General features: G+C 30.7%; 8 protein-coding genes, 1 tRNA gene and 1 rRNA gene. All 10 read left to right on the top strand.

Going from position 1 to position 10,511, the window contains the following annotated elements; translation table 11 throughout:
* Window positions 1–236: 236 nt before the first annotated feature.
* Complete coding sequence (gene dnaN / locus DWX29_RS11850; protein ID WP_022089471.1) at window positions 237–1,349, top strand: DNA polymerase III subunit beta; 1,113 nt, start codon at window positions 237–239, stop codon at window positions 1,347–1,349.
* Between the two features lie 17 nt (window positions 1,350–1,366).
* Window positions 1,367–1,573 (top strand): RNA-binding S4 domain-containing protein, encoded by a 207-nt coding sequence (locus tag DWX29_RS11845; protein WP_022089472.1) that lies wholly within the window; start codon window positions 1,367–1,369, stop codon window positions 1,571–1,573.
* A complete protein-coding gene (gene recF, locus DWX29_RS11840; protein WP_118565927.1) occupies window positions 1,573–2,661 on the top strand; it encodes a DNA replication/repair protein RecF in 1,089 nt (362 codons plus the stop codon). Before DWX29_RS11845 ends, recF begins: the two co-directional genes overlap by 1 nt.
* 16 nt (window positions 2,662–2,677) lie before the next feature.
* Complete coding sequence (gene gyrB, locus DWX29_RS11835) at window positions 2,678–4,612, top strand: DNA topoisomerase (ATP-hydrolyzing) subunit B (RefSeq protein WP_118565926.1); 1,935 nt, start codon at window positions 2,678–2,680, stop codon at window positions 4,610–4,612.
* Window positions 4,613–4,628: 16 nt separating this feature from the next.
* Window positions 4,629–7,178, top strand: coding sequence for a DNA gyrase subunit A (gene gyrA, locus DWX29_RS11830; RefSeq protein ID WP_118565925.1), 2,550 nt, complete (start codon window positions 4,629–4,631; stop codon window positions 7,176–7,178).
* A 154-nt stretch (window positions 7,179–7,332) separates the two neighbouring features.
* Window positions 7,333–8,175 carry a fumarate hydratase gene (locus tag DWX29_RS11825; protein WP_118565924.1) on the top strand — a complete coding sequence of 281 codons (843 nt, stop codon included), beginning with the start codon at window positions 7,333–7,335 and terminating at the stop codon, window positions 8,173–8,175.
* Window positions 8,176–8,292: 117 nt separating this feature from the next.
* A complete protein-coding gene (locus DWX29_RS11820; RefSeq protein ID WP_117910217.1) occupies window positions 8,293–8,850 on the top strand; it encodes a Fe-S-containing hydro-lyase in 558 nt (185 codons plus the stop codon).
* On the top strand, window positions 8,837–9,562 hold the full coding sequence (locus DWX29_RS11815) for a lysophospholipid acyltransferase family protein (protein WP_022089478.1): 726 nt from the start codon (window positions 8,837–8,839) through the stop codon (window positions 9,560–9,562). Before DWX29_RS11820 ends, DWX29_RS11815 begins: the two co-directional genes overlap by 14 nt.
* Before the next feature lie 89 nt (window positions 9,563–9,651).
* Window positions 9,652–9,739: transfer RNA gene (locus DWX29_RS11810), tRNA-Ser, on the top strand.
* 556 nt (window positions 9,740–10,295) lie between these two features.
* Window positions 10,296–10,511, top strand: a 16S ribosomal RNA gene (locus tag DWX29_RS11805); the annotation flags it as partial.

Here is a 10,511-nt window from a genome sequence, read left to right as displayed (position 1 = left end):
ATCCTACTTTTATATTTTTAAGCTATTAACATTTTTTATTAACAATATCCTCAAAATGTTAATAGTTTTTAAAATTATTCATTTGTTATTAATGCAGCCTTTTCTTTTATACATGGGGCTTAGAACTAGTTTTTAACTTATTAACATCCCCTATATACTACTACTACTAATTATTATTTATTTATTTATATAAATTTATACATTTTTCAACACTTACACATAAAGGAGATTTTACAATGAAACTTATTTGCAAAAAAAATGATTTACTTTCAGGAGTTAACATTACTATGAAAGCCGTATCCTCAAAAACTACTATGTCTATATTAGAATGTTTTCTTATTGACGCTACTGAGGGAAAAATTAAAATGACTGCTAATGATATGGAACTTGGCATTGAAACGGTTGTCCAAGGTGAAATTATTGAACCGGGTAGTGTAGCTATAGAAGCTAAATTATTTTCAGAAATTATAAGAAAACTTCCTGATAATGATGTAGTTATTGATGTTGATAATGAATATAAAGCAAACATTACATGTGAAAATGCCAAATTTAACATTATAGGTAGAGATGGAGATGATTTTTCTTATTTACCTGAAATAAAAAAGGAAAAAAGTATTAGTATTTCACAGTTTTCATTAAAAGAAGTTATAAGACAGACAATATTCTCAATTGATGACAAAAATAATAATAAACTTATGACAGGAGAACTTTTTGAAATATCAGGTAATAATTTAAAAGTTGTTGCATTGGATGGTCATAGAATAGCTATAAGAAATATTGAATTAAATGCTGAATATGAAGATATTAAAGTTGTTGTTCCTGGAAAAACTTTAAATGAAATAAGCAAAATTTTAAATGGTGGAGTTGATGATATTGTTAATATTTATTTCACAACAAACCATATATTATTTGAATTTGATAATACACTTGTTGTTTCAAGATTAATTGAAGGCGAATATTTTAAGATAAATCAGATGCTTTCAAGTGATTATGAAACTAAGGTTGTAATTAATAAAAGAGAAATGCTTGATTGTATTGATAGAGCAACACTTCTTATTAAAGAAGGCGATAAGAAACCTATTATTATTACAATTAAGGATGGAGTAATGGAATTTAAGATTAATTCTTTCATTGGTTCTATGGATGAAGAAATTTACATTCAAAAAGAAGGAAAAGATATGATGATTGGTTTTAATCCAAGATTCTTAATAGATACATTAAAGGTTATAGATGAAGAACAGATAAATATATATTATGTAAACCCTAAATCACCATGTTTTATAAGAGATGATGAAGGAAAATATATTTACTTAATTCTTCCTGTTAACTTTTCAGTAGCAAATAATTAGTTTAGGAATAGAAAAAAATGGAAAAAATAAAAATAAAAGATGATTATATTAAGTTAGGTCAGGCATTAAAATTAGCAGGACTTGTTAGTTCAGGTATTGATGCAAAGTTTGTTGTTCAGGATGGACAAGTAAAGGTAAATGGAGAAGTTGATACCAGAAGAGGAAAGAAACTTGTACCTGGAGATACTTTTGAATTTGATGGTACAATTGTAGAAGTAGAATAATGGTTATTGAAAAATTAAATCTTTGTAATTATAGAAACTATGAAACATTAGATTTAAACGTTGATTCTAAAACTAATATTTTATATGGTGACAACGCACAGGGAAAAACAAATATTCTTGAAGCTATATATATATGTAGCACAACGAAATCTCACAGAGGTGGGAAAGATAAAGAAGTTATAAAATTTGGATGTGATGATGCACATATAAAAATATATATTAACAAAAAGAATAAAGAATATCGAATTGATATTCATTTGAAAAAAAATAAGTCTAAAGGAATTGCTATAAATGGAATTCCTATAAAAAAAGCAAGTGAATTATTTGGGATATTTAATGTTGTATTCTTTTCACCGGAGGATTTAAATATTATTAAAAATGGTCCATCCGAGAGAAGAAGGTTTATAGATTTGGAGTTATGTCAACTAGATAAATTATATGTTTATAATTTGCTAAATTACAATAAGATATTAAATCAAAGAAATAAACTATTAAAGGATTTATATTTTAAGCCTGATTTAGAGGAAACTTTGGACGTATGGGATTTACAACTTGCTAAATATGGAAGTGAAGTTATTAAACGTCGAAGTGAATTTGTAAAAAAAATAAACGAAATAATAAATCCAATTCACAAAAAAATTACAGATAACAAAGAAAATATAATAGTTAAATATGATAAAAACTGCGATGAATTAGAGTTATATAATCAACTTGTTTTAACAAGAGAAAAAGATAAAAAGTATAAGACTACAAATGTTGGACCACATAGGGATGACTTAAGTTTTTATTATGATGATATGAATGTAAGAATTTACGGAAGTCAGGGACAACAAAGAACTGCAGCTTTATCTTTAAAACTGGCTGAAATTGAAATAGTAAAAAGCATAATACATGATACACCGGTATTGTTGTTAGACGATGTATTATCGGAATTAGATTCAAAAAGGCAGAATGAGTTATTAAATAGTTTAGAAAACGTACAGACAATTATAACTTGTACGGGTTTAGATGAATTTATAGAAAACAGATTTAAAATTAACAAAATATTTAAAGTAAAAGAAGGAAAAGTTTTTGAAAAAACTATTTAACTGAAAGGAGTTACTAATGGGTAACAATACAAATGTAGAAAATGAATATGGTGCAGACCAAATACAGATTCTTGAAGGACTTGAAGCGGTACGTAAAAGACCTGGTATGTATATTGGAACAACATCAACAAGAGGTCTTCATCATTTAGTTTATGAAATAGTTGATAATGCTGTTGATGAAGCTTTAGCAGGTTATTGTAGTGAAATTGATGTACAGATTAACAAAGATAATTCTATTACAGTAAAGGATAATGGACGAGGAATTCCTGTTGGAATTAATGAAAAAACAGGTTTGCCTGCAGTACAGGTTGTATTTACAGTACTTCATGCCGGAGGAAAATTTGGTGGTGGAGGATACAAAGTATCCGGTGGATTACATGGTGTAGGTGCATCTGTAGTTAACGCCTTATCACAGTGGTTAGAAGTTAAAGTATGTAGAGAAGGAAAAATCCATTATCAGAAATATGAATATGGACATGTTGTAAGTGAATTAAAAGTTATAGGTGAATGTGATTCTGATTTTACAGGAACAGAAGTTACATTCTTACCGGATAATACAATTTTTGAAGATACTGTTTATCAGTTTAAGGTGTTAGAGGAAAGATTAAGAGAGACAGCTTTCCTTACTAAGAATTTAAAAATTATTTTAAGAGATGTAAGAGAAGAAGAACCAAAAGAAGAAATATTCCATTATGAAGGTGGTATAAAAGAATTTGTAAGTTATCTTAATGAAGGAAAGACTGCTTTATATGATGACATTTTATATTGTGAAGGAGCAGTAAATAATGTTTATGTTGAAGTTGCTCTTCAGCATAACGATGGATATAACGAAAATACAATAAGTTTTGTTAATAACATTAACACTCCTGAAGGTGGAACACAGGTTGAAGGCTTTAAAAGAGCACTTACAAAAACTTTTAATAGTTATGCAAGAACTAAAAAAGTATTAAAAGATAATGAAGAAAATCTTTCAGGTGAAGATATAAGAGAAGGTCTTACTGCTATAATTAGTGTTAAAATCGAGGATCCACAGTTTGAAGGACAGACAAAACAAAAATTAGGAAATAGTGAAGCACGTGCTGCTGTGGAAAATGTTATGAGTGAACAGTTAACATATTTCCTTGAACAGAATCCAAATGTAGGAAAGATTATATGCGAAAAGGCTGTTTTAGCACAAAGAGCAAGATTTGCAGCAAGAAATGCAAGAGAAGCTACAAGAAGAAAAACAGCTTTAGATGTAGCTGCTTTACCGGGAAAATTAGCTGATTGTTCAGATAAAGATCCAAAGAAATGTGAAATTTTCATAGTCGAAGGAGATTCCGCCGGTGGTTCAGCTAAAAAAGCAAGAACAAGAGCAACACAGGCTATTCTTCCTTTAAGAGGAAAGATTTTAAATGTAGAAAAAGCCAGAATAGATAAAATTATGGCAAATGCAGAAATAAGAGCAATGATAACAGCGTTTGGAACAGGAATTCAGGATGATTTTGATATATCAAAATTGAGATATGATAAAATTATTATCATGACTGATGCCGATGTTGACGGAGCTCATATTGATACACTTATGCTTACATTTTTCTATAGATTTATGCCTGAGTTAATAAAAGATGGACATGTATATTTAGCAATGCCACCACTTTATCAGGTAACAAGAAACAAAAAAAATTATTATGCCTATAATGATGATGAGTTAAATAAAATACTTACAGAAATAGGTCGTGATAATCAGAATAAAATTCAGCGTTATAAAGGTCTTGGTGAAATGGATGCGAGCCAGTTATGGGAAACAACAATGGATCCTAACACAAGAATATTGAAACAGGTTAAAATTGACGATGAAACAATAACTGAAATAGATAAGACATTTACAACTCTTATGGGTGATGAAGTAGAACCAAGAAGAGAGTTCATAGAAGCAAATGCAAAATTTGTTCAGAACTTAGATGTATAGGAGGATGCTATAAATAATGGATGACAAGATATTTGACAGAATACATGAAGTAGATTTAAAAAGTACAATGGAGACCTCTTATATTGATTATGCCATGAGCGTAATTGCAGCAAGAGCATTACCGGATGTAAGAGATGGACTTAAGCCGGTACAAAGAAGAGTTCTTTATTCAATGGTTGAATTAAATAATGGACCTGATAAGCCACATAGAAAATGTGCCCGTATTGTTGGTGATACAATGGGTAAATTCCATCCACACGGCGATAGCTCAATTTATGGAGCTTTAGTAAACATGGCCCAGGAATGGAATACAAGATATCCATTAGTTGATGGACATGGAAACTTTGGCTCAGAAGATGGTGATGGCGCAGCTGCAATGCGTTATACAGAAGCACGTTTAAGCAAAATATCTACAGAAATGATAGCAGATATTAACAAAGACACAGTAGAATTTGTACCAAACTTTGATGAAACAGAAAAAGAACCTACAGTTTTACCATCAAGATATCCTAACTTATTAGTAAATGGTACAAGCGGTATTGCAGTAGGTATGGCTACAAATATACCACCACACAATCTTGGTGAATCGATTGATGCAATTGTAAAAATAATTGACAATCAGGTAGAAGAAAATAGAGCAACAGATTTGGATGAAATCATGGAAATTATAAAAGGACCTGATTTCCCAACTGGAGCAAATATACTTGGAACTAAAGGAATAAGTGAAGCATATCGTACAGGTAGAGGAAAAATAAAGGTAAGAGCAACTACAGAAATTGAGACTTTGGATAATGGAAAAAGCAGAATTATAGTTACTGAGCTTCCATATATGGTAAACAAAGCAAAATTAGTAGAAAAAATAGCTGAATTACATAAAGAAAAAAGAATAGAAGGAATTTCTGACTTAAGAGATGAATCTGACCAGGATGGTACAAGAGTAGTAATCGAAGTTAAGAGAGATGCTAATGCAAATGTAATATTAAATCAGTTATATAAACATACACAAATGCAGGATACATTTGGTGTTATCATGCTTGCTTTAGTAAATGGCGAACCAAAAGTCTTAAATTTATTAGAGGTATTAACATGCTACTTAGATCATCAGAAAGATGTAGTTACAAGAAGAACACGTTATGAACTTAATAAAGCTGAAGAAAGAGCTCACATAATTAAAGGTTTATTCATTGCATTAGATAATATTGATGAAGTAATTAAAATAATAAGAGCTTCAAGAAATACAGCAGAAGCAAAGAAAGCATTAATGGAAAGATTTACATTGTCTGAAGCACAGTCACAGGCAATTGTAGATATGAGACTTCGTCAGTTAACAGGTTTAGCAAGAGAAGATTTACAGGCTGAATATGATGATTTAATGGCAAAAATTGCATTCTACAAAGGAATTCTTGAAGACGAAAATAAATTATTAGGAGTAATCAAGGATGAAATCTTAGTAATAAAAGAAAAATATGCTGATGAAAGAAGAACAACAATTGGAATAGACTTAGAAGATTTGTCAGATGAAGACTTAATTCCAAGACGTGATACTGTTGTAACCATAACAAATTTAGGATACATCAAACGTATGACAACGGATAACTTCAAAGCACAAAACCGTGGCGGAAAAGGAATAAAGGGTATGAATACCATAGATAATGACTTTATAAAGAATTTATTTATGACAAATACTCACCATTATATTATGTTCTTTACAAATACAGGACGAGTATACAAATTAAAATGTTATGAAATTCCGGAAGCAAGTAGAACAGCAAGAGGAATGGCAATAATTAATTTACTACAGCTTCAGCCAGGTGAAAAAGTAACAACAATGGTTCATTTTGATGATTTTGATGAAGATAGAAATCTCATTATGGCAACAAAGAAGGGAACAATTAAGAAGACACCGTTAAGTGCATATATGAATATAAGAAAAACAGGTATTCAGGCAATAACACTTAGAGACGATGATGAATTAATTGAAGTAAAAGTATCTGATTGTGAACAAAATGTATTAATGTTAACAAAGAAAGGTCAGGCAATAAAATTTGCTGAAAAGGATATAAGAGAAACAGGAAGATCAGCAATGGGTGTAAAAGGTATTACACTTAGAAATGGAGATGAAGTTGTAGCAATGCAGCTTGAAACACAGGGCGAATATATAACTTTCGTTTCAGCAAATGGATATGGTAAGAGAAACAGATTTACAGACTTTAAACTACAGAACCGTGGTGGAAAAGGTGTAAAATGTTATAACATTACTGATAAGACAGGAGAAGTAGTGGGCGTAAAAGCAGTCAATGATGGAAATGAAATTATGCTTATTACAAATCAGGGAATTATAATAAGAATAAAAGTTGATGACATTTCAGTACTTGGAAGAGTTACATCAGGTGTTAAATTAATGAACACAGGTGAAAAAGAAGATATAATTGTTGCAAGTATAACAAAAGTAAAAGAAAGTGTTACTTTAGCAGATGAAGAAGCAAGAAGATTAGAAGAATTGCAGGAAGATAATGAAAGCGATGAAATAGAATCTGAAGGCATAGATGAAGAAACACAGGAATAATAAAGAACAGTGTGATTGACAGGTGAGAAAAACCTAGTTTCTCTCACCTGTATTAACAATAACTAAAAATACTAATACAAATTAACACAGTAAAGATTGATAAAACACATAAATTATTAATAAGTTTTAAAATAAACAGGGAGGTTATTAATAAATGAGAGAAATAGATGCTCAGTTACTGACAAAAAATATTAAGGAAATGTGTATAGAAGCAAATCATTACCTATCAGATGATATGAAAAAGGTATTTGACAATGCCCGTAATAATGAAAAATCACCATTAGGAAAACAAATATTAGAGCAGTTAGATGAAAATTTAAAAATAGCAAGAGAAGATATGATACCAATTTGTCAGGACACAGGGATGGCAGTCGTATTTGTTAAAATTGGACAAGATGTACATATAACAGGAGCAAATATAGAAGATGCAATAAATGAAGGCGTTCGTCAGGGCTATGTAGAAGGGTATCTAAGAAAATCAGTTGTTAATGACCCAATAATAAGAAAAAATACAAAAGATAATACACCGGCTGTAATTCATTATGAAATCGTTCCGGGAGAAAATATAACAATAACAGTTGCACCAAAAGGATTTGGAAGCGAAAATATGAGCAGAGTATTTATGCTTAAACCAGCTGATGGAATAGAAGGAGTAAAGAATGCAGTGTTAACTGCAGTAAGGGATGCAGGACCAAATGCATGCCCACCTATGGTAGTTGGTGTAGGTATAGGTGGTACATTCGAAAAATGTGCATATCTTGCAAAAAAGGCATTGGCAAGAGAAGCAGATAGTAGTTCAGATATAGAATATGTAAGCAAATTAGAAAATGAATTATTAGACAAAATAAATAAAATGGGAATTGGACCTGGAGGTTTGGGAGGAACACAGACAGCATTAGCAGTAAATGTGGAGACATACCCAACCCATATAGCAGGATTACCTGTAGCTATAAATATATGTTGTCATGTAAACAGACACGTAACAAGAACAATCTAAAATTAAAAGACTAAATAAAAAGATAATTGTTACACATCACGGTCTAGTTTATCTTTATTTACGCCATTGTAGCACTTATTTATTACTAAAATAAATTTATTGTATTAGGAGAAAAACATGGATAGAAAAATAACAGCCCCATTTGATAAAAAAATATCACAGGAATTAAAAGCAGGAGATTATGTTTATATTACAGGAACTATATATACAGCCAGAGATGCAGCACATAAAAGAATGGATGAAGCATTAAAAAAGGGAGAAAAACTTCCGTTTGATGTAGAAAATAATGTTATTTATTATATGGGACCATCTCCAGCAAGAGAAGGACGACCAATTGGATCAGCAGGACCAACTACAGCAAGCAGAATGGATAAATATGCACCAAAACTTTTAGACAAAGGTTTAATTGGAATGATTGGTAAAGGTAAACGAACAGAAGAAGTAAAAGAAGCAATTGTAAGAAATAAAGCAGTATATTTTGCAGCAATAGGTGGTGCAGGAGCTCTTTTATCAAAATGCATAAAGAAAAGTGAAGTTATAGCATATGATGATTTAGGCACAGAATCTATAAGAAAACTTGAAGTAGAAAATTTGCCGGTTATAGTTGTAATTGACTGTGAAGGAAATAATTTATATGAAATAGCAATAAAGGAGTATTGTAGTGAAGATAAATAGAATTGCATATATGGTTATGAGAAGATTTTATTATATACCTTCAATGATGCATGACATAGTATCAGCAGAAAATAGTAAAAAATACACATTTGAAGAAAGATATAATAAAGTAAGAAATGTAATCAAAAATGTAAACAAATTTGGTCATGTAAAAATAAGATGTACAGGAACTGAAAATATACCTAAAGAAAATGGCTATATATTATTTCCAAACCATCAAGGATTATTTGACTTCTTATTAATAGTAGAAACACATGACAATCCAGTGTCAGTTGTAATGAGAAGTAATTTAGAAAATGTAATATTGTTAAAACAGGTTAGAAAAGCATTAGATGGCAAATTAATTGACAGAGATGATGTAAGACAGGCAATTGGAATAATAAATGAGATGAAAGATGAGGTTTCTAAAGGTAAAAATTTTGTTATATTCCCAGAGGGAACAAGAAGTAAAGATGGAAACAATCCGGGACCGTTTAAAGGAGGAACTTTTAAAAGTGCAATGAAAGCAAAAGCTCCAATAGTACCTGTAGCATTAATAGATTCGTTTAAACCATTTGATACTCCTGGAACAAGTGAAGTATGTGTTCAAATTCATTACTTAAAGCCAATAAAATATGAAGAATACAAAGATATGAATACAACTCAGGTAGCTGATATGGTTAGAACAAGAATAATAGAAAAAATAAAGAAAGAAGAAAAAGTAAAATTCTAGAAAGTATTTGACAAATAAAAGATGCTATACTATAATAAATTTTGCACTGCTAAATTGTGCAAATTAAATAACTGATATGAATCAGGCAAGGAGAAGTACTCAAGTGGCTGAAGAGGTGCCCCTGCTAAGGGTATAGGCCGTTTACGCGGCGCGAGGGTTCAAATCCCTCCTTCTCCGGTAAAAAAGAATCTGTTAATGATTCTTTTTTTTTGCAAATTATTAATTGCTATATTTAATAAAGTTTAATGCCAATCTATCTATATTATATATTTACCTATATTGAAATTAAATGTATTAACTATATTAACCTATGTTTAAATCAGTTATAAACATAATATAGATAAAATGGTAAATAGAGTAAAATAAATAGGATTTGTACATTGCGTATAATAACTTGGAAAATGTAAATACCGAAATATACGTTCAAAATTTTATTTAGATTTATTAAAAAATGTGTTGACATTACTTAATAAAAGTGTTAATATAATTTTCGCCCGCTAAAAGGCGGGCAAATAAAAATAAAAAAATACTTGACAAGTGATGATTATTAATGATAGAATTAAGAAACTGTCACTTATGATAGTAATAAAACAAGAACATTGATAATTGAACAGCAACCATCCCTGAAAATGAATAAAAGATTTTCAGTGAACGTCATCAGAAATGATGAATTCCAAAACAACAGTAATTGATGGAAGAATGGCTAACGTCATTCTGAAATGGATTAAAAACTTTAAACGAGAGTTTGATCCTGGCTCAGGATGAACGCTGGCGGCGTGCTTAACACATGCAAGTCGAACGAAGCACCTTAGACAGAAGCCTTCGGGCGGAAGACTTTGGTGACTTAGTGGCGGACGGGTGAGTAACGCGTGGGTAACCTGCCCTGTACTGGGGGACAACAGTTGGAAACGACTGCTAATACCGCATAAGCGCACAGCATCGCATGATG

Source organism: Eubacterium sp. AF19-12LB, assembly GCF_003479125.1.
GTDB classification, from domain to species: Bacteria; Bacillota; Clostridia; order Lachnospirales; family Lachnospiraceae; genus Eubacterium_U; species Eubacterium_U album.
Note: the sequence above shows the minus strand (reverse complement) of the source record. Positions and strands in the feature narration are given on the sequence as shown.